We start from the raw sequence: 23,444 nt of genomic DNA on the forward strand, positions 1-23,444 counted from the left end.
ACCCCTGACGAGGGGTTTCAACATAAAGCTCTACTGGCTTAGTTCACTAGCACACTGTTGAGTTCTCAAGCAACACGCGCCGACGCCAGCCGGTTAAGGCTCTTGTCGTTGCAGTTTCAGGTCTTCAAGCTTGGAACAGCGTACCCAACGTCGAACCACTCGGATTCAGTGGGGGTGACTTCTGTTCCGTTTGGGACTACCCACTCTACCACAACCGTGGGAGCTTGGTTCGTAGTCCCGGTGGCCGCCCGGTCTCCCTGGCGACGAAGAGAAGATTACACGCCTGGGATACGGCCCGAAACAGGGGGGTCCCTTAACGGCGAACCCGCAGGTCAGCCCCCTGTTTCGGGCCCTCGATCAGTGCAGCACCCGCACACCGGCCAGCGTGCGCTTGCCGCGCCGGACGACCAGCCAGCGCCCGTGCAGGGCGTCGGCCGCGGACGGCCGCCAGTCCTCGTCGGCGATCTTCGTGTTGTTCACGTAGGCGCCGCCCTCCTTCACCGTGCGGCGGGCCGCGCCCTTGCTGTCCACCACGCCTGCCGTCACCAGGAGGTCGACGATCGTCGGCTCCTCGGCGAGCTTCACCTCACCGGTCGGCGCCTCGGCCATCGCCGCGTCGAGCGTGGCGGCGTCGAGATCCGCCAGCTCTCCCCTGCCGAACAGGGCGTGGCTGGCCGCCACGACCTGACGGGTCTGCGCGGCACCGTGCACCAGCGTGGTGAACTCCTCGGCCAGCCGGCGCTGCGCGTTGCGCAGGTGCGGGCGTTGCTCGGTGTCCTCGGCCAGCGCGTCGATCTCCTCGGCGGGCAGGAACGTGAACATCCGCAGGTACCGCACGACGTCCGCGTCACCGGCGTTGACGAAGTACTGGTACCAGGCGTACGGCGAGGTCATCTCCGGATCCAGCCACAGGTTGCCGCCGCCGGTCGACTTGCCGAACTTGCGGCCCTCGGCGTCGGTCACCAGCGGTGCGGTCAGCGCGTGGACGCTCTCCCCGGTGACCCTGCGGATCAGGTCCACGCCGCCGACCAGGTTGCCCCACTGGTCCGAGCCGCCCACCTGCAGCCGGCACCCGTGCTCACGGAACAGGTGCAGGTAGTCCTGCGACTGCAGCAGCAGGTAGCTGAACTCGGTGTAGGACATGCCGTCGGTCTCCAGACGCCTGCGCACCGTCTCCCGGTTCAGCATGGTGTTGACCGGGAAGTGCTTGCCGACGTCGCGGAGGAACTCCAGCACCGACTGCTTGCCGGTCCAGTCGAGGTTGTTGGCGACGAGCGCGCCGGTCGGCGAGTCGTCGAACTCGACGAACCGTTCGAGCTGGCCACGGATGCGATCGGCCCACTCGGCGACAACATCGAGCGAGTTGAGCGTGCGCTCCCCGGTGTCCCGCGGGTCGCCGATCATGCCCGTCGCACCACCGGCCAGGACCACCGGCCGGTGCCCCGCCCGCTGGAACCGCGCCAGCAGCAGCAGCGGAACCAGGTTGCCCGCGTGCAGGCTGGGCGCGGTCGGGTCGAAACCGCAATAGAGGGTGAGCGGGCCGTTGTCCAGTTCGCGCCGCAGCGCGTCGAGGTCGGTGGAATGCGCGATCAGGCCGCGCCAGGACAGCTCGTCAAGGATGTGCTCACTCACCCTTCGATGGTCCCGCACCAGGTCAACCGACTATCCGCCGGGTCACCGTGGGCGGACCCTGCCGCCCCTCCGGTAGGTGGACACCGCTGGCGAGTCGTCCACCCAGAACCGCCACGGGGTGTCCATCGCCGCGGCCACCCCGACCCGCGGGCCGGTACGGATGCGTGCGGGCGGGACCCGCTCGCCGGTGAGCAGGCGTACCGGTGAGGCCGGGTCGAGCAGGTCGACGCCGTTGTGCGCCCGGTCCAGCCCGAGCGCGGAGGTCAGGATCGCGGGCCCCTTCAACGCCGTGACACTGCGGGCCGACGGCCTGCGGGCCCGCACGATGTCCGCGCCGTGGACCACCTCGGCGGCCCGCACCAGCACGGCACCGGGTTCGCCGTCGCCCGCGCACACCACGTTGGCGCAGAAGTGCATGCCGTAGACGAAGTAGACGTACAGGTGCCCGGCGGGTCCCCACATGACGTCGTTGCGCGGGGTACGGCCGCGGTAGCAGTGCGACGCCGGGTCGTCCTTGCCCCGGTAGGCCTCGACCTCGACCAGCCGCACGCGCACGGTCCCCGCCTCACCGGTGGACTCCAGCTCGCAGCCGAGCAGGAACGGGGCAGCCACCACCGGGTCGATCGCCAGTTCGTCGGCGGTGACCAGACGATCGGGCCTCACCGCAGGACTACCCGCCCCGCCGGCGTCGACAGCTCGGCGACCAGCCCGGGCTCCCCCGCCGTGACGGCCAGCTCGGCGCCGACGACCGCGAGCGCCGCGGACACCCCGCCCGGATCGGGATGGGTCGCACGCAGCGACTCCAGCCGGGTGCCGCCGGGCAGGCCGCCGGACGGGTGCGGCGCGTCGCCCCAGTCGATGAGCACCGGCGCCAGGCCGTCCCAATCGGTCACCGGGAAGGCGATCCGCCAGCTGATCAGGACACCGTCCGGTCGCCTGCGGGCCATCCCGAACGGAACGCCGGCGTCGTGGCCGGCGGCGCGGGCCCGCGCGACGGTGGTGTCGATGTCGGTGGTGGCGACCGCCCAGGTCACCAGCGTGGGCACGGTCAGCTCGTCGATCCGGAACGGGCGCGGCCGCGCCGGCGCCGGCTGGTCCGGGTCGGGGCCGACGACCTCCAGGTACGCCGAACCACCGAGCGGGCCGATGAAGTTGCGGGTACCGAGGCCGTCGTGCGGGCCGCCCGGCACCAGGTCCACGCCCCGCTCACGCAGCTCGTCCACGGTGCCTGCGAGGTCCGGGGTGGAGTACACCAGATGGTCGAGCACTGCCACCCCTCCCGCTTGATCACGTCCCGACGAGCGTAACCAACCGCCGGTACGAGTCGAGCAGGGCCTCGCGGTCGTAGCCTGCCGTCGTCACCAGGATCTCGTCGGCCGCGGTGGTGTGGACCAGCTTCTCCACGGCGTCGGCGACCTCGTCGCGGGTACCCGCGATCTGCCCGCGCAGCGCGGATTCCAGGTACTCGCGCTGCCGTTCGGTCTTGGGCAGCGCGCGAACCTCCGCCGGCGGCAGCAACGGCGGGAACTCCCCTCGGGTGCGGGAGTAGGCCGTCGACCACGCCTCGGACAGCAGCAGGTCCCGTGCCTCCTGGGCGGACCCGGCGACGGCGATCGTGGCCGCCACGACGACGTAGGGCCGCGCCGCCCAGTCCGACCGCGTGAACCGGCCGCGGTACCGCTCGACGACCTGCAGCATGCGGTCCTGCCCCGCCACGGCCGCGACCACCAGCGGCAGCCCGTGCTCGGCCGCCAGCTCGGCGCTGCCGTCGCCGGTGGCCAGCAGGAACGGCGGCACGCGCAGCCCCTCGGCGGGCCGGGCGTGCACCGGCTGCTCGCCGGTGAAGTAACCGAGCAGTTCGGTGAGCTGCTCGCCGTAGCGGTCGGCGTCCTCGCGGTCGTGGCCCAGCGCGCGGCGGACCGCGCCGGTGAAGCCGACGGACCGGCCGAGGCCCATGTCGATCCGGCCGGGGTACAGCGACTCCAGCACGCCGAACTGCTCGGCCACCACCAGCGGCTGGTGGTTGGGCAGCATCACGCCGCCGGTGCCGACGCGGATGCGGGAGGTCGCCGCGGCCACCGCGGCGGCGAGCACGGTCGGCGCGGACCCCGCGATGCCGGGAACCGCGTGGTGCTCGGACACCCAGAACCGGTGGTAGCCCAGTTCCTCGATCCGCTGGGCGAACCGGACGGTGTCCCGGAGCGCGTCGGCGTGGGTCTGCCCGCGCCGGACGGGCGAGCGGTGCAGCACGGACAGTCTCGGGATCACGCCGGGTACAACGCCCGCGGCTCCCGGCCCGATTCCCGCGCTATCGTCGTTATCGGAGGGTGGTTACCATCGGAAACGTGAACGAATCCACCCGCGACCGTATCCTCCGGGCCGCCGCGGACCTGCTGACCGAGGGCGGCCCCGAGGCGGTGTCGACCAGGGCCGTCAGCGCGGCCGCCGGTGTGCAGGCCCCGACGCTGTACCGGCTGTTCGGCGACAAGAGCGGCCTGCTCGACGCCGTCGCGTCCTACGGATTCGGCCAGTACCTGGCCCGCAAGCAGCAGCTCGGCGAGACCGGCGACCCGGTCGACGACCTGCGGCGCGGCTGGAACCTGCACATCGAGTTCGGGCAGTCACACCCGGAGTTCTACGCCCTGATGTACGGCGGTGCCCGCACCGGCGCGCCCACCCCGGCCATGCGCGAGTCGATGGCGATCCTGCACCGGATGGTGACCAGGGTCGCGCAGGCGGGCAGGCTGGCCACCACCGTCGGCAGGGGCGCGGACATCGTGCACTCGGCCAGCGTGGGCGTGGTGCTGTCGCAGAACGCGCTGCCGGCCGGTCAGCGGGACCCCGAGCTGCCCGCGCTGGTCAGGGAGATGGTGCTGGCCACCATCACCACCGACGCCGGCCTGCCCGAGTCCGCCGACGTGCCGGCCAGGGCGGTCGCGTTGCGCACCGCGCTGCAGGCCGAGGACGATCCCGGCCTGTCCCCCGGCGAGAACCTGCTGCTGTCCGAGTTGCTGGACCGCCTTACCCGGCGAGCCAGCCCCGGGCGTCGCTGACCCGCCGCTCCAGGCGTTCCCGCTGCTCGGTGACCCGCGCGGGCGCGGTGCCGCCGCGGGCGTCGCGGCAGGCGACCGAACCCGCCACGGTGAGCACCGAACGGACCTCCGGGGTCAGCGCCGGGTTGATGGCCGTCAGCTCCTCGTCGGTCAGCGCGTCCAGCGTCGTGCCCCGGCTCTCGGCGACGCGGACGCACTCCCCCGCCGCCTCGTGCGCGACCCGGAACGGAACGCCCTGCCGGACCAGCCACTCGGCGATGTCGGTAGCCAGGGTGAATCCGGCTGGCGCCAGCTCGGCCAGCCGGCCGGTGTGGAAGGTCAGCGTGGCGATCATGCCCGCGATCGCGGGGAACAGCAGTTCCAGCTGTTCCACCGAGTCGAACACCGGTTCCTTGTCCTCCTGCAGGTCCCGGTTGTACGCCAGTGGCTGTGCCTTCAGCGTGGCCAGCAATCCGGTGAGGTTACCGATGAGCCGTCCGGCCTTGCCCCTGGTCAGTTCGGCGACATCGGGGTTCTTCTTCTGCGGCATGATCGAGCTGCCGGTCGCCCAGGCGTCGTCGAGCGTCACGTAGCCGAACTCGGCGGTGTTCCAGATGATCACCTCTTCGGCGATCCGGGACAGGTTGACCGCCAGCATCGCCACGGCGAACGCGAACTCCGCGGCGAAGTCCCGCGACGCCGTGCCGTCGATGGAGTTGTCCACGCTCGCCGAGAAGCCCAGCTCGGCCGCGACGGCCTCCGGGTCCAGTCCGAGCGAGGACCCGGCCAGCGCGCCGGAGCCGTAGGGCGACTCGTCGGTGCGGGCGTCCCAGTCCCGCAGCCTGCCGACGTCCCGCAGCAGCGACTGCGCGTGGGCCTGCAGGTGGTGCGCCAGCAACACGGGCTGGGCGTGCTGCAGGTGGGTCCGGCCGGGCAGGACCGCCTCGGGATGCCTGCGGGACTGGGCCAGCAGCGCGTCGACGACGTCGAGCGTGCCGGCCACCACCCGGCGGGCGGCGTCCCGCAGCCACATCCGGAACAGGGTGGCCACCTGGTCGTTGCGCGAACGGCCCGCCCGCAGCTTGCCGCCGAGCTCGGTGCCGGCCCGCTCCAGCAGGCCGCGCTCCAGTGCCGTGTGGACGTCCTCGTCGGCCACCGTCGGGGTGAACGCACCGGACGCGACGTCGTCGGCCAGCACGTCCAGCGCCTTCAGCATGGCGTCCAGCTCGGCGTCGGTGAGCAGGCCGGCGGTGCGCAGTACCCGGGCGTGTGCCCGGGATCCCGCGATGTCGTAGGGCGCCAGCCGCCAGTCGAAGTGCGTGGACGCGCTCAGCGCCGCCATCGCCTCCGCCGGCCCGCTGGCGAACCGCCCGCCCCACAGAGCCACTTTCCCGGCCTGCTCACTCACTCGTCGATGCTCCTAGTTCTTCTTCAGGTCCCGCTTGGCGGCGATCTTGCTGGGCAGGCCCCACAGCTGGACGAAGCCCTTGGCCAGCGACTGGTCGAACGTGTCGCCCTCGTCGTAGGTCGCCAGGTTGAAGTCGTACAGCGAGTCCTCGCTGCGCCTGCCGTTGACCACGGCGTTGCCGCCGTGCAGCACCATCCGGATCTCGCCGGACACGTGCTCCTGGGTCTGCGCGATGAACGCGTCCAGCGCGTCCTTCAGCGGGGAGAACCACAGGCCGTCGTAGACCAGCTCGCCCCAGCGCTGCTCCACCTGCCGCTTGAACCGGGCCAGGTCCCGCTCGACCGTGACGTTCTCCAGCTCCTGGTGGGCGGTGATCAGCGCGATCGCGCCGGGGGCCTCGTAGACCTCGCGGCTCTTGATGCCGACCAGCCGGTCCTCGACCATGTCCAGCCTGCCGACGCCGTGCGCCCCGGCCCGCCGGTTGAGCTGCTGGATGGCCTCCAGCACGGTCACCGTCTCACCGTCGATGGCCACCGGCACGCCCTTGTCGAACGTGATGACGACCTCGTCCGGCGCCTGCCAGTTGACCGTGGGGTCCTCGGTGTAGGAGTAGACGTCCTTGGTCGGGGCGTTCCACAGGTCCTCCAGGAACCCGGTCTCCACCGCGCGGCCCCACACGTTCTGGTCGATGGAGAACGGCGACTTCTTGGTGACGTCGATGGGCAGGTTACGGTCCTCGGCCCAGGCGATGGCCTTCTCCCGGGTCCACGCGAAGTCGCGCACCGGCGCGATCACCTTCAGGTCCGGCACCAGCGCGCCGAGGCCGACCTCGAACCGCACCTGGTCGTTGCCCTTGCCGGTGCAGCCGTGTGCGACGGTGGTCGCACCGTGGTACTTGGCGGCCTCGGCCAGGTGCTTGACGATCACCGGGCGGGACAGCGCGGACACCAGCGGGTAGCGGTCCATGTAGAGCGCGTTGGCCTGCAGCGCGGGCAGGCAGTACTGCTCGGCGAACTCGTCGCGCGCGTCGGCGACGACGGCCTCGACGGCGCCGCAGTCCAGTGCGCGCTGCCGGATGGTCTCCAGGTCCTCGCCGCCCTGGCCGAGGTCGACGGCCACGGCCACGACCTCCGCGCCGGTCTCCTCGGCGATCCAGCCGATCCCCACCGAGGTGTCGAGCCCGCCCGAGTACGCGAGCACAACCCGCTCAGTCATCTTCGTTCTCCTTACCTTCAACGTCCACAGTAGACGAGCGGCGAGCCAGCGCCGCGAAGCGTTCCGCCAGGCCCTGTCCGGTCAGCGGCTCCCTGGCGATCACCGCGACCGTGTCGTCGCCGGCGATGGAGCCGACGACCTCCTCCAGCGCCGCCCTGTCGATGGCGCTGGCCAGGAACTGCGCCGCGCCCGGTGGCGTGCGCAGCACCATGAGGTTTCCCGAGGCGTCGACCGAGACCATCAGCTCGGCCAGCAGCCGGGACAGCCGGGACGTGCCGCCCTGGACGCCACGCACCGGGCTGCCGTCCTCGGGGATCACGTACACCGGCGCACCGGAGTCCGCGCCCCGCAGCTTGACCGCGCCGAGCTCGTCGAGGTCCCTGGACAGGGTGGCCTGGGTGACCTCGATCCCTTCGGCGGCCAGCAACTTGGCCAGCTCGGTCTGGCTGCGGATGGCCATGTTGGACACCAGCTCGATGATCCGAGCCTGGCGTCCGGCCCTGCTGGCGGTCATCGTCGCTCCGCCTGGTCGAGCAGCCAGACCAGCAGTGCCTTCTGGGCGTGCAGGCGGTTCTCCGCCTCGTCCCAGACCGCGCTGGCCGGGCCGTCGAGCACCTCGTCGGTGATCTCCCAGCCGCGGTGCGCCGGCAGGCAGTGCAGCACGATCGCCTCCGGCGCGGCGCGTTCCAGCAGCGCCGCGTTGACCTGCAGCTGCCGGAACGGCCCGACCCGGTCCAGGCCGTCGTTCTCCTGGCCCATCGAGGTCCAGGTGTCGGTGACGATCACGTCGGCGCCGTCGACGGCGGCGTGCGGGTCGGTGTGCACGACGGTGCTGCCGCCGGTCTCGGACGCCCGGTGCTTGGCGTCCAGCATGACCTGCTGGTCGGGCTGGAAGCCCTCCGGCGACACCACCCGCACGTGCATACCGGCCGTCGTTCCGCCGAGCAGCAGCGAGTGGGCCATGTTGTTGGCGCCGTCGCCGAGGTAGACCAGGTTCAGCCCGGCGAGCTTGCCCTTGCGTTCCCGGATGGTCTGCAGGTCGGCCAGCACCTGGCAGGGGTGGAACTCGTCGGTCAGCGCGTTGATCACCGGGACCGCGGACGCCGACGCCATCGCGTCCATCCGTTTCTGGGCGAACGTCCGCCACACCACGGCGTCGACGTAGCGGGACAGCACCCGCGAGGTGTCCTCGATGGTCTCCTCGCGGCCCAGCTGCATGGACCGCCCGTCGATGATGATCGGGTGACCGCCGAGCTGGGCGATGCCGACGTCGAACGACAGCCGGGTGCGGGTGGAGTTCTTCTCGAAGATCGCGGCGATCGACTTGCCCTGCAGGGCTTTCGAGCCCAGCGGGTCGGCCTTGAGCCGGTCGGCGAGGTCGAGGATCTCGGCCTGCTCGCCGGGGGTGAGGTCGTCGTCGCGCAGGAAGTGGCGGGGCATCAGGGGTTCTCCGTGGTGTCGAGCGCTCCGGGCAGCGCGGCCAGGAAACCCGCCACCTGCTCGGCGGTCAGGGTCAGCGGGGGCGCCAGCCGCAGCGTGTCCGGCTGGATGGGGTTGACGAGGTAACCGGCGCGCTGCGCGGCCGTGGCCACGGCGGGAGCGACCGGCTCGCGCAGGCCGATGCCGAGCAGCAGTCCCTGGCCGCGGACGCCCGCGACCAGCGGGTGGTCCAGCCGTTCGACGCCGGCGGCGATGTCCTTGCCGAGTGCGGCGACGTGGTCGTTCAGGCCGTCGGCCGCGATCGTGCGGAGCACGGCCAGCCCGGCGGCGCAGCACACCGGGTTGCCGCCGAACGTCGTGCCGTGCTGGCCGGGCCCGAGCAGGTCGCCAGCCGCGCCGACGCCGATGACCGCGCCCAGCGGCAGCCCGCCGCCCAGTCCCTTGGCCAGGGTGATGACGTCCGGGGTGATGCCGGCGTGCTGGTAGCCGAACCAGGTACCGGTGCGGCCGATACCGGTCTGCACCTCGTCGAGCACGAGCAGCGCGCCGGCCGCCTTGGTGACCTCCCGCGCGGCGTGCAGGTAGCCGTCCGGCGCGGGGACCACGCCGCCCTCGCCGAGGACCGGCTCCAGGAACACGGCGGCGGTCTCGCCGTCCACAGCGGACCGCAGCGCGTCGGTGTCGCCGTAGGGCACGTGCGTCACGCCGGGCACCAGCGGTTCGAAGCCCGCCCGCTTGCCGGGCTGGCCGGTCAGCGACAGCGCGCCCATCGTGCGGCCGTGGAACGCCCCCTCGCAGGCGACGATCTTCGTCCGCCCGGTCAGCCTGCTGATCTTCAGCGCCGCCTCGTTGGCCTCGGCACCGGAATTGACGAACAGCACCTTCGCCTCACCGGTGAGGCCCGCGACGTCGAGCAGCGTCTCGGCCAGCTCGACGGTGACCGGGTTGACGAACAGGTTGGAGGTGTGCCCCAGCAGGCCGATCTGCTCGGTGACCGCCGCGACGACGGCAGGGTGGCCGTGACCGAGGGCGTTGACCGCGATGCCGCCGTAGAGGTCGGTGTAGGCGTTGCCGTCGGCGTCCCACACGGTGGCACCCTCGCCACGGACCAGCGTCAGCGCGGGTGTGCCGTAGTTGTCCATCAGGGCGGAGCGCCAGCGTCGCTGGCCGTCCTCATTGGACTGGATGTGCGTCATTCCGGCTCTCCCTCCTGAAGTACCATCGTGCCGATTCCCTTGCTGGTGAACACTTCCAGCAGCACCGAGTGCGCGATCCTGCCGTCGATGACGTGTGCCCTGCGGACCCCGCCACGGATGGCGCGGACACACGCCTCCATCTTCGGGATCATGCCGCTGGCCAGACTGGGCAGCAGCTGCTCGAGCCGGTCCACCCGGATGCGGTCCACCAGCGAGGACCGGTCCGGCCAGTTGGCGTAGAGGCCCTCGACGTCGGTCAGCACCACCAGCTTCTGCGCCCCCAGCGCGGCGGCCAGCGCTCCGGCGGCGGTGTCGGCGTTGACGTTGTGCACTACGCCGTCGACGTCGGGCGCCACCGTGGACACCACCGGGATGCGCCCGGCGTTGACGATGTCGAGCACCGCGTCCGGGTTGACCGAGGCGACCTCGCCGACCAGTCCGATGTCGACCTTCGCACCGTCCACAGTGGCCTGCTTACGTTCCGCGGTGAACAGCCGGGCGTCCTCGCCGGAGATGCCGACGGCGTACGGGCCGTGTGCGTTGATCAGCCCGACCAGCTCACGGCTGACCTGGCCGACCAGCACCATCCGCACGACGTCCATGGTCTCCGGCGTGGTGACCCGCAGGCCGCCCTTGAACTCGCCCTCGATCCCCAGCCGGTTCAGCATGGCGCTGATCTGCGGGCCGCCGCCGTGCACCACGACCGGGCGCAGCCCGGCCAGCCGGAGGAACACCATGTCCTCGGCGAACGCGCGCTTGAGCTCGTCGTCGACCATGGCGTTGCCGCCGTACTTGACCACGACCGTCGCGCCGTGGAACCGCTGCAGCCAGGGCAGTGCCTCGACCAGGACCCCGGCCTTCTCCGCCGCGGTGGCCAGCCGCTCGTCCGCGCTGACCGTCGACTCGGGCGGGGTCACGTCGAGTACGCCGAGTTCTCGTGGACGTAGGCGTTGGTGAGGTCGTTGGTCCAGATGGTCGCCGACTCACCGCCCGCCTTGAGGTCGACGGTGACGCTGACGGCCCGGCCGGTCAGGTCGACCTTCTCCCTCGGCTCGCCGGGTTCGCCGCCGCGGCAGACCCAGACGCCGTTGAACGCGACGTCGAGCTCCCCCGGTTCGAACTCGGCGTTCGTGGTGCCCGCGGAGGCGAGGATGCGGCCCCAGTTGGGGTCCTTGCCGAAGACGGCGCACTTGAACAGGTTGCTGCGGGCGATGGCGCGGCCGACGTCGAGCGCGTCCTGCTCGGACGCGGCGTTGACGACCTCGATGGTGATGTCGTGGTCGGCGCCCTCGGCGTCGCCGAGCAGCTGCTGGGCCAGGTCGTGGCACAGGTCGCGCACCAGCTCGGTGAACGTGGCCTCGTCCGGCGTGACACCGGAGGCGCCGCTGCACATCAGCAGGACGGTGTCGTTGGTGGACATGCAGCCGTCGGAGTCGAGCCGGTCGAACGTGAGCCGGCACGCCTCGCGCAGCGCGCGGTCGGCGGTGTCCGCGTCGACGGCGGCGTCGGTGGTGAGCACGACCAGCATCGTGGCGAGCGCCGGGGCGAGCATGCCCGCGCCCTTGGCCATGCCGCCGAGCGTCCAGCCTTCTCCTGAGCGGACGGCCTGCTTGCTGCGGGTGTCGGTGGTCATGATGGCCTCGGCCGCGGCCGGGCCGCCGTCGGCGGACAGCCACTCGGCGGCGGCGGCGATGCCCGCGCTCAGCTTGTCCGACTCGAGCTGCTCGCCGATCAGGCCGGTGGAGCACACCACGACCTCACCCGCGCCGATCGTGAGCTTGTCCGCGACCAGTTCCGCCGAGGCGTGCGTCGTCTGGAACCCCTGCGGGCCGGTGTAGCAGTTGGCGCCGCCGGAGTTGAGCACGACCGCGCGGGCGCGGCGGCTCCGCATGACCTGTTCGCTCCACAGCACCGGGTTGGCCTTGCAGCGGTTCGTGGTGAACACGGCCGCGGCGACGTCGGACGGCCCGTCGTTGACGACGAGCGCGACGTCCGGCTTGCCGCTGGGCTTGAGCCCGGCGGTCACCCCGGAGGCCCGGAAGCCCTGGGGAGCGGTGACGGTCATGGCGCGACTCCGATCGTGGACAGCCCGGTGGTCTCCGGCAGTCCGAGTGCGAGGTTCATGGACTGCACCGCGGCGCCCGCGGTGCCCTTGGTGAGGTTGTCGATGGCGGCGACCACGACGAGGCGGCCCGCGTCGGCGTCCACCGCGACCTGGAGCTGGACGGCGTTGGAGCCGAGCGTCGCGGCCGTCGCGGGCCAGCTGCCCTCGGGCAGCAGGTGGACGAACGGTTCGCCGGCGTAGGCCTTCTCGTACGCGGCGCGGGCGTCGGCGATCCCGTCGGCCAGCGGGGCGCTGACGGTGGCGAGGATGCCGCGGGGCATCGGGGCCAGCACGGGGGTGAACGACACGGTGACCGGTTCACCGGCGATCGCGCTGAGGTTCTGCGTGAACTCCGGGGTGTGCCGGTGGGCGCCGCCGACACCGTAGGCCATGGCCGAGCCCATCACCTCCGAGCCGAGCAGGTGCGGCTTGAGGCTCTTGCCCGCGCCGGAGGTGCCGGTGACGGCGACGACCGTGACGTCCGGCTCGATCAGCTTCGCCGCCAGCGCGGGCGCGAGCGCGAGCGTGCCGACGGTCGGGAAGCAGCCGGGGACGGCGACACGGGTGGCCCCGCGCAGGGCGTCGCGCGCGCCGGGCAGTTCGGGCAGGCCGTAGGGCCAGGAACCGGCGTGCTCGCCGCCGTACCAGCGGTCCCACGCCGCGGAGTCGGTGAGCCGGTGGTCGGCACCGAGGTCGATGACCAGGGTCCGCGGGTCGAGCTGCGCGGCGAGTTCCGCGGATTTGCCGTGCGGCAGGGCCAGGAAGACGACGTCGTGACCGGCGAGGGTGTCGGCGGTCGTGTCGGCCAGTACCCGGTCGGCCAGGGGTAGCAGGTGGGGCTGGTGCTTGCCCAGCGGCGTACCGGCGTTGCTGGCCGCCGTGAGCGCGCCGATCTCCACGTCGGGATGTGTCAGCAGCAGGCGCAGCAGTTCGCCGCCCGCGTACCCGCTCGCTCCCGCCACCGCGATCCGCACCGTCATGCGAATGATTATGCACGCCCATGCAAATCCAATCAACGCCGGGTGCGACACCTCACCGGCGCACGAACGGGCACCTCGCGCACCCGGCGTCCGCGAACGGCCCATTGTGCCGCTGACCAGGTGAAACACGTCGTGCACCCGCCTATGGTCGGCAGCAGGACACCTCGACGACCCGGGAGGCCCCGATGAAAGACCACGAGTTCTGGCACACGATCTCCGACGCACGGCAGCGCTACCGGCGGCACTCGTCGCGCTGGGACGTGGTGCGAAGACAACTGCCCGGCAGCGCTGTCGAGACGGTGGCGGTGCTCAACTACCTCGGCGAGAGGCTCGACGGCAGGCGGACCACCGAGATCGCCGGGTTCCACCGGGCCCTGACCCGCGTGCACCGCCGGGCGTTCCGCTACGACGTCTGGACGGCGTTCGGGCTGCTGCTCGGCGACGTCGACTGTCACGAGTTCACCGACGCCATCAGCTGGCTGATCCTGCGGGGCAAGCGAACCTTCGCCCACACACTGGTCGACCCCGACCGCCTGGCCGGTCACCAGCTGTGCCGTAAGGACAACCGGCTGGCCGGCGCGCTGAACTTCCTCCCCGCGGCCACGCTCGTTCCCGACACGGTGGGCGAGGACACCGAGTTCCAGGCGGCGATGGCGGCCGATTCGCTCCTGCCGCCGGTGTCGTATCCAGAACCGCCACCGGGCCCTCCGCCGCGGCAGGACGCCTGCGAGCTGTACCGCCGCTTCCCCCGGCTCACCGCGAACGGTCCGCCAGCGCCGCGTCCGGTGGTGGTGACGGCGGTGGTGTGACCTGTGAACCGTCGACCGCGTCGTACACGCAGCAGGGGCGGCCGGTCAGCTCGTCTGTCCACACACGACCGTCCACAGCGAACACTTCACGCAGCAGCGCGGGTGTCACGGTCTCCCCCGGTGGGCCGTCGGCGTACAACGCGCCGCCACGCAGGGCGATCACCCGGTCGGCGTAGCGGGCCGCTTGGGACAGGTCGTGCAGGACCGAGACGACCGTGCGGCCGTGGTCGTCACGCAACCGGCGGACCAGGTCCAGCACTTCCAGCTGGTGATGGACGTCCAGGTAGGTGGTTGGCTCGTCCAGCAGTAGCACTGGTGCGTCCTGGACCAGGGCGAGTGCCAGCCGGGCGCGTTGCCGCTCACCGCCGGAGAGCCGGTCGACCGGGCTGTCGGCGAAGCCGGCGCAGCCGGTCGCGGCGAGGGCGGCGCTCACCCGCGAGTCGTCGCCCCCGCCGAGCATGCCGAGGGGGCCACGCACCGCGTACCGGCCCTGCCGCACCAGCTGCCGCACGGTGAGGCCGGCCACCTCGGGCATCGCCTGCGGCAGTACCGCAACCCGGCGCGCGATGTCACGGCGGGACAGGGAAAGGAGGGAATCACCGCCGATCCGCACGGTGCCGGAGTCGGCACGCAGCAGGCCGGCGAGGACACGTAGCAGCGTGGTCTTGCCGCAGCCGTTGCGGCCGACGAGGGCCACCCACTGCCTTTCCGGCACGGAAAGGGACACCCCGGCCAGGACGGTGCGGTTTCCGTACGACAGCCGCAGGTCACGGGCGTCGATCACGTCGGGCCTCCCCCGGTTGTGACGGCGACCGCGGCCGACCGTCGCTGTGCGATCCGGATCATCACGACGGCCCCGAGCAGCGCGGTGACGGCACCGGCGGGGACACCGGGACGCTGCCCGTCGACGGCGGGCAGCAGGGTCCCGGCCGCCTGGGCGAGGGTGTCGGCGAGCGCGACGGTCGCGGCCCCGGCGAGGCCGGCCACCGGCACGGCCAGCCGGTGGTCACCGCCGGCGATCGTCCGGGCCAGGTGCGGAGCGAGCAGTCCGACGAACACCAGCGCGCCGACACTGGCCACCGCGGCGGCAGTGGCCAGTACGGCGACCGCCAGCACGACCGGACGCCAGACAGGGAGGTGAACACCGAGAGCGAGAGCGTGGTCGTCGTCGACCCGGAGCAGGTCGACGACCGGGGAGATGACGACGGCCGCCGCGGCCGCGGCGAGCGCCACCGGCCAGAGTGCCGTCCAGTGCTCCCAGGTTCGCCCGCTCAGCGAGCCGACGAGCCAACGGGTCATCGACCCGGCGAGCTGGGGCTTGGCGGTCAGCAGGACGAGGGTGATCCCGGCGAGCACCGCCGAGACGAGCACGCCGAGAACGGTGGTCCGCACCGCGTCGCCACCTGCCCGGGCCGCGACGAGCCACAGCACGCCACCACCGGCCGTCCCACCGGCGACAGCGAGCAGCACCAGGGCCACCGGGTCCGACGCCGGGCCGCCGAGCACGGTGGCGACCACGGCGCCCAGCACCGCTCCGGAGCCCACCCCGGTGACCTCCGGTGAGGCCAGCGGGTTGCGCAACGTCGCCTGCAGCAGGCACCCGGCGACGCCGAGGCACGCTCCAGCGAGCAGGCCGACAGCGACCCGGGGCAGCCGCAGGTCGGTGAACACCGCCGCGGTGGTCGCGTCGGCCGTGCCGGTCACGGAGGCCAGCAGGTCGGCCGGCGACAGCGCCGAGCCGGTCAGCGCCTGCGCCCCGGCGAGCACCACGGTGAGCAGACCAAAACAGAGCAGCAGCAGAGGAGGTCTCATGACCGCTTTCATGCCAGGACCGTCCGGCGGCGGGAGGCGGCCAGTGCCGCGCCCGCGGCCACGGCCACCACCGCGGTGAGACCGCCGACGGGCAGTTCGACCGGGTAGAGCAGTGTCCGGGCGAGCGTGTCCGCGGCGAGTACCAGCACCGCGCCGAACGACGCCGACCAGGCCATGCCGAGCCGGAGGTCGCCACGCGGCACGACTGCCTGGGCGAGGTGCGGCGCGAGGAAGCCGACCCACGCCACCGGGCCGCAATGCGCCACGACCACGGCGACGAGCCCGCACGCCACCAGCAACACGGCAGGGCGGGCACGGTCGGCGCGGACGCCGATGCCGAGTGCGGTGTCGTCACCGAGCCGCAGGGCGCCGAGCACCGGGATGGTGAGCACCGCCAGTGGGAACGTCACCAGCAGTCCCACCGCGACGGCGCCCACGCCGGCCCAGCCCGTTCCGGTCAGCGAGCCGAGCAGGTAGCGGACCAGCACCCCCTGGTCGCGGGAGTCGGACATCGCGTGCGCGGCCAGCAGCACCGCCTGCAACGCGGCCGACACGGCTGCGCCGATGAGCAGCGTCGCGGCCGGGCCGACGGCGCGGCGCACGGCGAGCAGCGTCAGCACGCCACCGGCGACCGCGCCTGCCAGGGCGGGGATCGTCGGCGCGCCCGGCACGGTGATGCCGAACACGACGCACACGGTGACGGCCGCCGCCGCGCCGGTGGACACGCCCAGCAGCTCGGGGACCGCGAGCGGGTTACGCAGGCTCTCCCGCAGCAGCAGGCCGGCGACACCGAGGGCGGCACCGGCCGCCAGCGCCAGCACGACACGCGGCGCCCGCGCGTGGGCCACCACGACGTGCTCGATGCCGCCGTCCGCGGTCAGCGCCGGCAGCAGGCGGTTGACGCCCACGAACGGCTCGCCGAACATCAGAGCGGCCACCGCGAGGGCTGCCAGGACGGCCGCCAGGGCGAGCCCGCGGGCCGGAATCCTCATGGCCGGCCGACGGCCGCGAGCGCCTCACCGACGATGGCCCCCAGGCTCCGCGCACCGCGGCCGGTACCCCAGAGCTTGGCGTGCATTTCGTGCACCCGGCCGTCGCGCACAGCCGGGATCTGCGCCCACACCGGGTTGTCCGCGAGTTGCGCGCTGAGCGTGCGGTCGCTCGCGCCGAACAACAGGGAGTACACGAACACCGTGCGCGGTCCGCGGGCGAGCAGTTCCTCCAGGCTGTAGTTGCCCGCGGTCTCCGCATCGGTTCCCTTCGCGGGGAACGGGTAGTCGAAGAGCTGGTCGAGCAGGCCGCCCTTGAGCGAGTTCGCCGTGTCGACGCCGACCGAGTCGGCGCTGCCGTACAGCAGCACGACCGGGTGCGCGGCGTAACCGGCGGCGTGGGACCGGTCGACGGCGTCGGCGAGCGTGGCGCGGAACCGGGTCTCGGCCGCCACCGCCTCGGTGGTGCGACCGGTCAGCGCGCCGAGCGCGCGCAGGTAGCCCACCGATTCCTGCCACGTCACGGGCTCGGTCAGCCACAGCGGCGCGAACCGCTCGATGGCCGGGCGCAACGTCTCGTGCACCCCCTCCAGCCCGATGACCAGGTCGGGATCGAGCACCGCGATGCTCTCGACGTCCTCCGAACCGAAGCTGCCACCCACCACCGGTACCCCGGCGCCGCCCTCGCCCAGCAACGCCGGGTGCCGCAGCAGCGTGGGGTTGCTGGTGCCGGCGGGCACCAGGCCGAGGTCGGCGACGATGTCGTCGCACAACCCGCTCAAGCACACGATCCGCCGCGGCGGCGCCGGCAGGGTCAGCCGGGTGCCGTGCGGGTCGGTCACCGACAGGGCCGGTTGCAGGGGTTGCACGGCCCGGTCGACGACCGGCTTCTCCGCTCCGGCCCCACCCGGTGTCTCCTGTACCGGAGCCGCCGAGCACCCCGTGACCACCAGCAGGGCCAGCACGGCCAGCCCACCCACCGTCCGACGCCGCACGGTGCCTCCCTCGCAGATTCGATAATGACAACCGAATTCATCTTGGCGGAGAACACCACGATCTGGCTACCGGTTTCGTCGGTGGCGGGTCACACAATGGACCGGTGAACTCACTGGTACACGCGGCGCGGGACGGCCTGGCCGGCCTCGCCGACCCCGCCAAGGCGCCGGACATGCAGCGCTACATGAAGTCCGAGATGCCCTTCCGCGGCGTGCCCTCCCCCGCGCGCAAACGGCTGGCGGGGACGTTGTTCGCCGAGCACCCGCTGGACACGGTGGACGACCTGGTGGCCACCACCCGGGCACTGTGGCACGACGCCGGGTACCGGGAAGAGCGCTACCTGGCCATCGACCTCACCGGCTACCGCGCCTACCGGCGCTGGCAGGACCCCGGGCTGCTGCCGCTGTACCGCGAACTGGTGGTGACCGGTGCCTGGTGGGACTACGTCGACGAGGTCGCCATCCGCCGGGTCGGCCCGATCCTGCTCGGCTCCCCCGGCGACGTGACGCCGCTCGTCCGGGCCTGGGCGACCGACGACGACCTGTGGCTGCGGCGGACCGCGGTGATCTGCCAGGTCGGGGCCGGCGCCCGGGTCGACACGGACCTGCTGACCCACGCCGTCGAGGCCAACCTCGGCGACAGGAACTTCTTCCTGCGCAAGGGAATCGGCTGGGCGTTGCGCCAGCACGCCAGGGTCGATCCCGGCTGGGTCCGCCGGTTCGTCGACGACCACCCCGGGCTGTCCCCGCTGTCGGTCCGCGAGGCGCTCAAGCACCTCGCGGGGAACGCGCGAGGACGGTGAGCATCCCGGCGACCGCCACCGCCGCGGTGAGCAGGAACGCGCTCTGGAAGTCCGCCCGCTCCGGCGCCCGGCCGAGCACCACGGTGAGCACGGCCAGCGCGAGCGCACCGGCGAGGTACTGCGACGTGGTCAGCAACGCACCCGCGGTGCCGTGCCGCACGGCGGGTACCGCCCGCGTCCCCAGCGCGAACATGGAGGTGAACACGAGACCGTTGCCGAACCCGCTGAGGACCAGTCCGGGAAGCAGGTGCAGCAGGTACGAGTCGCCGGCCACGGTGAAGGCGAGCAGGGCCAGTCCCGGTGCCGAGATCCCGAAGCCGGTGGCGAGCGTCGCGGCGGCGCCCCACCGGCGTACGGCCGGGCCGCCAGCCGCGCTCCCGGCCGTCACCAGCAGCGCCAGCGGAAGAAAGGCAACGCCCGCCTGGACCGCGGTGTATCCCCACGCGTTCTGCATCAGCAGGGTGACCAGGTAGTACTCCGCTCCGACGCTGGCCATGAAGAAGGCGGTGGCGGCCGCACCGAGGCGGAGTGACGCGGATTGCCTGAGCACCGACTCGATCAGCACCGTCGTACCGCGGCGCTCGTGCGCGGCGAACGCCACCATCAGCACTCCCCCGGCGAGGACACAGCCCACGGCGGGCGCCGAGCCCCATCCCCACTCGCCGCCGAACGTGAGCCCGAGCGCCAGCACCAGCACACCCGCGGTCGCCAGCAGTGAGGCGAACACCGGGAACGGCCGCCGCGCCGGCCGCCCTCGCGGCAGGCCGGTCAGCGCCAGCGCTCCCAGCGCGCATGCCAGCGTGAGCGGAACGTTGAGCAGGAACACCAGTCGCCACGACGTCGCCGCCAGCATCCCGCCGAGGACCGCCCCGGCGGCGAGCCCCACCGCGCCGACCGAACTCCACACCGTCAGGGCGCGGTCGCGGGCGGCTCCCGCCGGAAAGCTCGTCCCGAGCAGGCCGAGCACCGCGGGCTGCAACAGCGCGATGCTGAGCCCCTGCGCCGCCCTCGCCACGATCAGCACACCGGCATCGCCTGCCAGCCCGGCCAGCGCACTGGCGGCTCCGAAGGCGACCATGGCGCAGACGAACTGGCGCCGGTAACCGACGCGGTCGGCCAGCCGGCCGCCCAGGACGAGGAAGCCCGCGAAGAGCACGGCGTAGGCGTTGACGACCCAGGCGACGAGCGCCGGGGACGCGGCGAGGTCCGCGCCGATGCTCGGCAGGGCGAGGTAGACGACCGAGAACTCCAGCGCGGTGGTGAACTGCGCGGCCGACGCCACCGCGAGAGCGATCGCGGAACTTCTCCGACTTCTCCGGGAACCGGCGCTGCCGCCGCTTCCCGGGACCATCAGGGCCTCACACCACCGGGAACGGCGGTGGCACGGGAGGCGATCACCCGGCGAGCCTACCTCCCCGGGCGGGCCGCTGTCAGGATCGCAGGGTCGCGCCGAAGCGTTCGGCGGCCGCCGCGACCGCGGCGTCGCGGGCCTCGGTGGCCTCCTCGACCGTGAGCGTGCGGTCGGGCGCACGCAGCCGCAGCTTGTAGGCCAGCGACCGCTTGCCCTCGCCCAGCTGCTCGCCGGTGAAGTCGTCGAACAACGTGACGTCCTCCAGCAGCGCGCCGCCGCCCTCGACGAGCGCGCCGGCGAGGTCGGCCGCGGGCACCGCCGCGTCGACGACCAGCGCCACGTCGAGCAGCACCGGCGGGTACGGCGAGATGACCGGCGCGGGCCGGTTCACCTCCAGCGGGATGGCGTCCAGGTCCAGCTCCATGGCGACGGTCCGCCGCGGCAGGCCGAGGGCCTCGACGACCTTCGGGTGCAGCTCACCGGCGTGGCCGACCGGCTGATCGCCGACGAGCAGCTGCGCGCACCGGCCGGGGTGCCACGGCATCAGGTCAGCCGCACGCACGGTCAGCGACACACCGGCCGCCGTCGCGACGGTCCGGGCCGCCTGCACGGCGTCGGCCCACGACGCCGCCTCGCCGGTACCCCACCAGCCCGCTCGCGTGCGGTCGCCCGCCAGCACCACGGCCACGTGCAGTGGCTGGGCGGGCACAGCCGCCTCCAGCGCGGCCAGGACGTCGTCGGCAGGCCTGGCTTGTACACCGACCTCCGGCATCTCGGCCGGCTCGGCCTGCGGCAGGACGACCTGCCCGACGTGGAACAGCGCCACGTCCCGGAAACCACGGGAAGTGTTGCGCTGCAACGTTTCCAGCAGACCGGGCAGCAGCGTCGTGGCGAGCTGGTGCTTGTCCGACTCCAGCGGGTTGAGCACGCTGGCCGCGCGGCGGCGGTCGTCGTCGGCCTCCAGGCCGAACGCGTCCCAGACCGACGGCGCGACGAACGGGAACGGCAGCACCTCGACGTAGCCCGCCTCGGCCAGTGCCCGCGCCACGGAACGGCGGCGCCGCTGGGCGTCGGTCAGGCCGCCACCGGCGGGAGCCGACGGCAGCACCGACGGGATACTGTCGTAGCCCTCCAGCCGCAGCACCTCCTCGACGAGGTCGGCGGGCTGGACCAGGTCGCCACGCCAGCTCGGCGGGAGCACGGTGACCGAGGCCGTCCCGTCGTCGCCGGTGCTGACCTGGACCTTGCAGCCGATCTGGGTCAGCCTGCGCACTGTGACGCCCCGGTCGTAGCGCACACCGGCGACCTGGTCGGGCAGGTTGATCGGCATGGTCACCGGCGTGACCGCGGGAACCTGACCCTCGTCGGTACGGCCCGGACGGATGGTGCCGTCGCCGTACTGCCGCAGCAGCCGGGCCGCCATCTCCACCGCCGCCGGGGGCAGCTGCGGGTCGGTGAACCGCTCGAACCGCTTGGCGGCCTCGGAGAACAGCTTGTGCCTGCGCGCCGTCCGGCTGATCGACGGCGGATCCCAGTGGGCCGCCTCGATGAGGACGTCGGTGCTGTCGTCGTTGATCTCCGTGCTGGCCCCGCCCATCGTCCCGGCCAGCGACACCACGCCGGTGTCGTCGGCGATGACGATGTCGTCCGGGTCCAGCTCACGGGACACGTCGTCGAGCGTGGTGAGCTTCTCGCCCGGCCGTGCCCGGCGGACCACCAGGTCGCCGCTCAGCGACGCGGCGTCCCATGCGTGCAGCGGGTGGCCCAGCTCCAGCATCACGTAGTTGGTGACGTCCACCGCGAGCGAGATCGACCGGATCCCGGCCAGCAGCAGCCTGCGGCGGATCCACCACGGCGTCGGCGCCCCGGCGTCCAGGCCGGTGACCCGGCGCAGCACGAACCGGGGGCAGGCCACCGGGTCCTCGATGCGCACCGGCCACACGTCCGACTCCGCCTGCGGGATCTCCAGCGCCGCCGGGTCGCCGAACGGGACATCCAGCGCGTTGGACAGCTCCCTGGCCAGCCCGCGGATCGACAGCGCGTAGCCGCGGTCGGGCGTGGGCGCCAGCTCGATGACGGTGTCCTCCAGGCCCAGCACCTCGGCGGCGTCGTCACCGGGGTCGGCCGTGCCGGGCGGCAGGACGAGGATGCCGGTGTGGTCGTCGCCCAGTCCCAGCTCCTTGGCCGAGCAGATCATGCCGTCGCTGACGTGCCCGTAGGTCTGCCGGGCCGTGATGGCGAACCCGCCGGGCAGCACAGCGCCGGGCAGCGCCACGGCGACCAGGTCGCCCTCGGCGAAGTTGGACGCGCCGCAGATGATGCCGCGGGTCTTGACCGCGGTCGGGTTGTCGGCGGTGGCCGAGGTCAGCTCGCCGACCTCCACCTGACAGAACCGGATCGGCTTCTTGAAGCCGGTGAGCTCCTCGATCTCCACGACCCGGCCCACGACGAGCGGGCCGGTGACCGGCTCGAGCTGGTGGACACCGTCCACCTCGATGCCGATGCGGACGAAGGCCTCGACCAGCTCCTGCGCGCCGACCGCTTCACCGAGACCGAGGTGCTCGGTCAGCCAGCTGACGGGGACTCGCACTACGCCTCCGTTCCGAAGGGCAGGGTGAACCGGACGTCACCCTCCACCATGTCGCGCATGTCGGGAATTCCGTTGCGGAACTGCAGGGTCCGCTCCAGGCCCATGCCGAAGGCAAACCCGGAGTAGATCTCGGGATCGACGCCGCAGGCCCGCAGGACGTTCGGGTTGACCATGCCGCAGCCACCCCACTCGACCCAGCCGGGGCCGCCCTTCTTCTCCGGGAACCACACGTCGACCTCGGCCGACGGCTCGGTGAACGGGAAGAAGTGCGGGCGCAGCCTGGTCTTCGAGCGCTCGCCGAACATCGCCTTGGCGAAGGCGTCCAGCGTGCCCTTCAGGTGAGCCATCGTGATGCCCTTGTCCACCGCGAGGCCTTCCACCTGGTGGAAGACCGGCGTGTGGGTGGCGTCCAGCTCGTCGGTGCGGAACGTCCGGCCCGGGCAGACGACGTAGACCGGCAGGTCACGGTGCAGCAGCGTGCGGGCCTGCACCGGCGAGGTGTGCGTGCGCAGCACCAGGCCGCTGCCCGCGGGCGCGACGTAGAACGTGTCCTGGAGCTGCCGCGCCGGGTGGTCCTTGGCGAAGTTCAGCGCGTCGAAGTTGAACCACTCGGCTTCCAGCTCGGGCCCGTCGGCGACCCGGTAGCCCATGCCCACGAACACGTCGGCGACCTGGTCGGCGATCGTGCTGATCGGGTGCCGCGCGCCCCGCGGGACCCGGTCCCAGGGCAGCGTGACGTCGACCGCCTCGTCGCGCAGCACGCGCTCGTCGCGCTCGGCCTGCAGCACGGCCCTGCGCGAGTCGAACGCCGACTGGATGGCCACCCTGGCCTCGTTGACCCGCTTGCCCGCGTCCGCCTTGTCCTTCTTCGGCAGCGCGCCGATGGCGCGGCGGGCGAGCATCAGGGGCGCGTTGTCGCCCAGGTGCGCCGGCTTGACCGCGGCCAGGGCGTCGAGGTCGGCGGCCGCGGCGAAGGCGGCGTCGGCGTTCTTGACGGCGGCCTGCAGGGCTTCCGGCGCGAGCGCACCCGACTGGCTCGGGTCCTGCGTGTCGTTGGCTTCGGGCATGACTCCTCGGCGTCCACGGGG

22 protein-coding genes are annotated in these 23,444 nt (G+C 72.5%); 3 read left to right on the forward strand and 19 right to left on the reverse strand.

Features of this window, described 5'->3' with window-relative positions; all coding sequences use genetic code 11:
- Window positions 1-357: 357 nt before the first annotated feature.
- From tyrS to EWH70_RS14510, 4 genes are read right to left on the reverse strand one after another with little or no spacing between them, the layout of a single operon-like run.
- Window positions 358-1,632, reverse strand: a complete 1,275-nt coding sequence (tyrS, locus tag EWH70_RS14495) for a tyrosine--tRNA ligase (RefSeq protein ID WP_130475916.1) — start codon at window positions 1,630-1,632, stop codon at window positions 358-360.
- A 42-nt stretch (window positions 1,633-1,674) separates the two neighbouring features.
- Complete coding sequence (locus EWH70_RS14500; protein WP_130475917.1) at window positions 1,675-2,295, reverse strand: DNA-3-methyladenine glycosylase; 621 nt, start codon at window positions 2,293-2,295, stop codon at window positions 1,675-1,677.
- The gene (locus tag EWH70_RS14505; RefSeq protein WP_338078577.1) at window positions 2,292-2,906 is read right to left on the reverse strand and encodes a VOC family protein; all 615 of its coding nucleotides are present in this window, start codon (window positions 2,904-2,906) and stop codon (window positions 2,292-2,294) included. The genes EWH70_RS14500 and EWH70_RS14505 overlap by 4 nt, the downstream gene beginning before the upstream one ends.
- A gap of 13 nt (window positions 2,907-2,919) precedes the next feature.
- On the reverse strand, window positions 2,920-3,897 hold the full coding sequence (locus tag EWH70_RS14510; RefSeq protein ID WP_130476249.1) for an MsnO8 family LLM class oxidoreductase: 978 nt from the start codon (window positions 3,895-3,897) through the stop codon (window positions 2,920-2,922).
- Between the two features lie 80 nt (window positions 3,898-3,977).
- Here EWH70_RS14510 and EWH70_RS14515 point away from each other — a divergent pair, with 80 nt between their 5' ends.
- Window positions 3,978-4,685, forward strand: a complete 708-nt coding sequence (locus EWH70_RS14515; RefSeq protein WP_130475918.1) for a TetR/AcrR family transcriptional regulator — start codon at window positions 3,978-3,980, stop codon at window positions 4,683-4,685.
- On the opposite strand, the gene argH is transcribed toward EWH70_RS14515, so the two are convergent.
- Genes argH through argC form a run of 8 tightly spaced genes read right to left on the reverse strand, consistent with a single transcriptional unit; the run spans window position 4,654 to window position 13,007 of the window.
- Window positions 4,654-6,051: an argininosuccinate lyase gene (gene argH, locus EWH70_RS14520; protein ID WP_205669139.1), complete on the reverse strand. Its 1,398-nt coding sequence runs from the start codon at window positions 6,049-6,051 to the stop codon at window positions 4,654-4,656. The two genes, EWH70_RS14515 and argH, sit on opposite strands and share 32 nt — an antisense overlap.
- Before the next feature lie 33 nt (window positions 6,052-6,084).
- Window positions 6,085-7,287, reverse strand: a complete 1,203-nt coding sequence (locus EWH70_RS14525; RefSeq protein WP_130475920.1) for an argininosuccinate synthase — start codon at window positions 7,285-7,287, stop codon at window positions 6,085-6,087.
- Window positions 7,280-7,801, reverse strand: coding sequence for an arginine repressor (locus tag EWH70_RS14530; RefSeq protein WP_130475921.1), 522 nt, complete (start codon window positions 7,799-7,801; stop codon window positions 7,280-7,282). Before EWH70_RS14530 ends, EWH70_RS14525 begins: the two co-directional genes overlap by 8 nt.
- Window positions 7,798-8,727, reverse strand: coding sequence for an ornithine carbamoyltransferase (gene argF, locus EWH70_RS14535; protein WP_130475922.1), 930 nt, complete (start codon window positions 8,725-8,727; stop codon window positions 7,798-7,800). The genes EWH70_RS14530 and argF overlap by 4 nt, the downstream gene beginning before the upstream one ends.
- Window positions 8,727-9,923, reverse strand: coding sequence for an acetylornithine transaminase (locus EWH70_RS14540; protein ID WP_130475923.1), 1,197 nt, complete (start codon window positions 9,921-9,923; stop codon window positions 8,727-8,729). The genes argF and EWH70_RS14540 overlap by 1 nt, the downstream gene beginning before the upstream one ends.
- Window positions 9,920-10,840 carry an acetylglutamate kinase gene (gene argB, locus EWH70_RS14545; protein ID WP_130475924.1) on the reverse strand — a complete coding sequence of 307 codons (921 nt, stop codon included), beginning with the start codon at window positions 10,838-10,840 and terminating at the stop codon, window positions 9,920-9,922. Before argB ends, EWH70_RS14540 begins: the two co-directional genes overlap by 4 nt.
- Window positions 10,837-11,988, reverse strand: coding sequence for a bifunctional glutamate N-acetyltransferase/amino-acid acetyltransferase ArgJ (argJ, locus tag EWH70_RS14550; protein WP_130475925.1), 1,152 nt, complete (start codon window positions 11,986-11,988; stop codon window positions 10,837-10,839). Before argJ ends, argB begins: the two co-directional genes overlap by 4 nt.
- Window positions 11,985-13,007: an N-acetyl-gamma-glutamyl-phosphate reductase gene (gene argC / locus EWH70_RS14555; protein ID WP_130475926.1), complete on the reverse strand. Its 1,023-nt coding sequence runs from the start codon at window positions 13,005-13,007 to the stop codon at window positions 11,985-11,987. The genes argJ and argC overlap by 4 nt, the downstream gene beginning before the upstream one ends.
- A gap of 185 nt (window positions 13,008-13,192) precedes the next feature.
- On the opposite strand from argC, the gene EWH70_RS14560 reads away from it, so the two are divergent.
- Window positions 13,193-13,816, forward strand: coding sequence for a DUF4240 domain-containing protein (locus EWH70_RS14560; protein WP_130475927.1), 624 nt, complete (start codon window positions 13,193-13,195; stop codon window positions 13,814-13,816).
- Here the strand turns inward: EWH70_RS14560 and EWH70_RS14565 are convergent.
- From EWH70_RS14565 to EWH70_RS14580, 4 genes are read right to left on the reverse strand one after another with little or no spacing between them, the layout of a single operon-like run.
- A complete protein-coding gene (locus EWH70_RS14565) occupies window positions 13,761-14,600 on the reverse strand; it encodes an ABC transporter ATP-binding protein (protein ID WP_240686986.1) in 840 nt (279 codons plus the stop codon). The genes EWH70_RS14560 and EWH70_RS14565 overlap by 56 nt on opposite strands.
- Window positions 14,597-15,628 carry a FecCD family ABC transporter permease gene (locus tag EWH70_RS14570; RefSeq protein ID WP_240686987.1) on the reverse strand — a complete coding sequence of 344 codons (1,032 nt, stop codon included), beginning with the start codon at window positions 15,626-15,628 and terminating at the stop codon, window positions 14,597-14,599. The genes EWH70_RS14565 and EWH70_RS14570 overlap by 4 nt, the downstream gene beginning before the upstream one ends.
- 8 nt (window positions 15,629-15,636) lie before the next feature.
- On the reverse strand, window positions 15,637-16,620 hold the full coding sequence (locus tag EWH70_RS14575) for a FecCD family ABC transporter permease (protein ID WP_130475929.1): 984 nt from the start codon (window positions 16,618-16,620) through the stop codon (window positions 15,637-15,639).
- Window positions 16,617-17,612: an ABC transporter substrate-binding protein gene (locus EWH70_RS14580; RefSeq protein ID WP_240686988.1), complete on the reverse strand. Its 996-nt coding sequence runs from the start codon at window positions 17,610-17,612 to the stop codon at window positions 16,617-16,619. Before EWH70_RS14580 ends, EWH70_RS14575 begins: the two co-directional genes overlap by 4 nt.
- A 104-nt stretch (window positions 17,613-17,716) precedes the next feature.
- Between EWH70_RS14580 and EWH70_RS14585 the strand changes: the two genes are divergently transcribed.
- Window positions 17,717-18,415 (forward strand): DNA alkylation repair protein, encoded by a 699-nt coding sequence (locus tag EWH70_RS14585; protein WP_130475930.1) that lies wholly within the window; start codon window positions 17,717-17,719, stop codon window positions 18,413-18,415.
- Here the strand turns inward: EWH70_RS14585 and EWH70_RS14590 are convergent.
- From EWH70_RS14590 to pheS, 3 genes are all read right to left on the reverse strand, one after another.
- A complete protein-coding gene (locus EWH70_RS14590; protein ID WP_240686989.1) occupies window positions 18,381-19,697 on the reverse strand; it encodes an MFS transporter in 1,317 nt (438 codons plus the stop codon). The genes EWH70_RS14585 and EWH70_RS14590 overlap by 35 nt on opposite strands.
- 148 nt (window positions 19,698-19,845) lie before the next feature.
- Window positions 19,846-22,356, reverse strand: a complete 2,511-nt coding sequence (gene pheT, locus EWH70_RS14595; RefSeq protein ID WP_130475932.1) for a phenylalanine--tRNA ligase subunit beta — start codon at window positions 22,354-22,356, stop codon at window positions 19,846-19,848.
- On the reverse strand, window positions 22,356-23,423 hold the full coding sequence (pheS, locus tag EWH70_RS14600; protein ID WP_130475933.1) for a phenylalanine--tRNA ligase subunit alpha: 1,068 nt from the start codon (window positions 23,421-23,423) through the stop codon (window positions 22,356-22,358). Before pheS ends, pheT begins: the two co-directional genes overlap by 1 nt.
- Between the last annotated feature and the right edge of the window lie 21 nt (window positions 23,424-23,444).

The sequence above is a fragment of the Amycolatopsis suaedae genome, assembly GCF_004214935.1.
GTDB classification, from domain to species: Bacteria; Actinomycetota; Actinomycetes; order Mycobacteriales; family Pseudonocardiaceae; genus Amycolatopsis; species Amycolatopsis suaedae.